At 56.8% G+C, this 588-nt stretch carries 1 pseudogene; it reads right to left on the bottom strand.

Annotation, left to right across the window (positions count from 1 at the left end):
• Window positions 1-550 (bottom strand): annotated as a pseudogene (locus F1542_RS17300) (IS5 family transposase); the annotation flags it as partial.
• Between the last annotated feature and the right edge of the window lie 38 nt (window positions 551-588).

Genomic DNA, 588 nt, shown 5'->3' with positions numbered 1-588 from the left:
CCTTGCGCGCGTATGGTGTCCACGATCCAGTGGACATCGAACGCCTTGTCAGCAAGAAGTCCCTCGAAATCAGCCGGTTCGAGAAGCGGCGCCACCCCGACCGTGTCGTAATGCTGGCCGGGGATAAGCGTAAAGCGTACCAGATTGCCCAGGGCGTCAGTCATGGCGATGATCTTGGTGGACCATCCCGTCACACTGCGTCCTATCGCCTGACTTCGGGTCCCCCTTTTGCGCCTTGGCCATGGCGGTGAACCCGGACCACCGTGCCGTCGATCATCGCATATTCCATGTCGGCATCGTCAGAGACCGCTTCAAAAAGCCGTTTGAAAACACCGGCTTTCATCCAGTCGCTGTAACGGGAATAGACAGAGTTCCAATGTCCGAAATACGTCGGAAGGTCCCGCCATGGGCTGCCGGTCCGGGCAATCCAGAGGACCGCCTCAATGAAAAGACGGTTGTCCTGCCCGCTGCGCCCGCGATCTGTTTTCTTGCCAAGGCACAGCGGTTCCATTTGCGCCCATTGGGCGTCTGTCAGTACGAAGCGATCCATACGGATTTTGAATCACATTTGGTGACTTTGAAAAAGTA

The sequence above is a fragment of the Komagataeibacter sp. FXV3 genome (genome assembly GCF_015155755.1).
GTDB lineage: Bacteria > Pseudomonadota > Alphaproteobacteria > Acetobacterales > Acetobacteraceae > Komagataeibacter.
The sequence above is the reverse complement of the archived record's forward strand: the minus strand, read 5'-3'. Positions and strand labels throughout refer to the sequence as shown.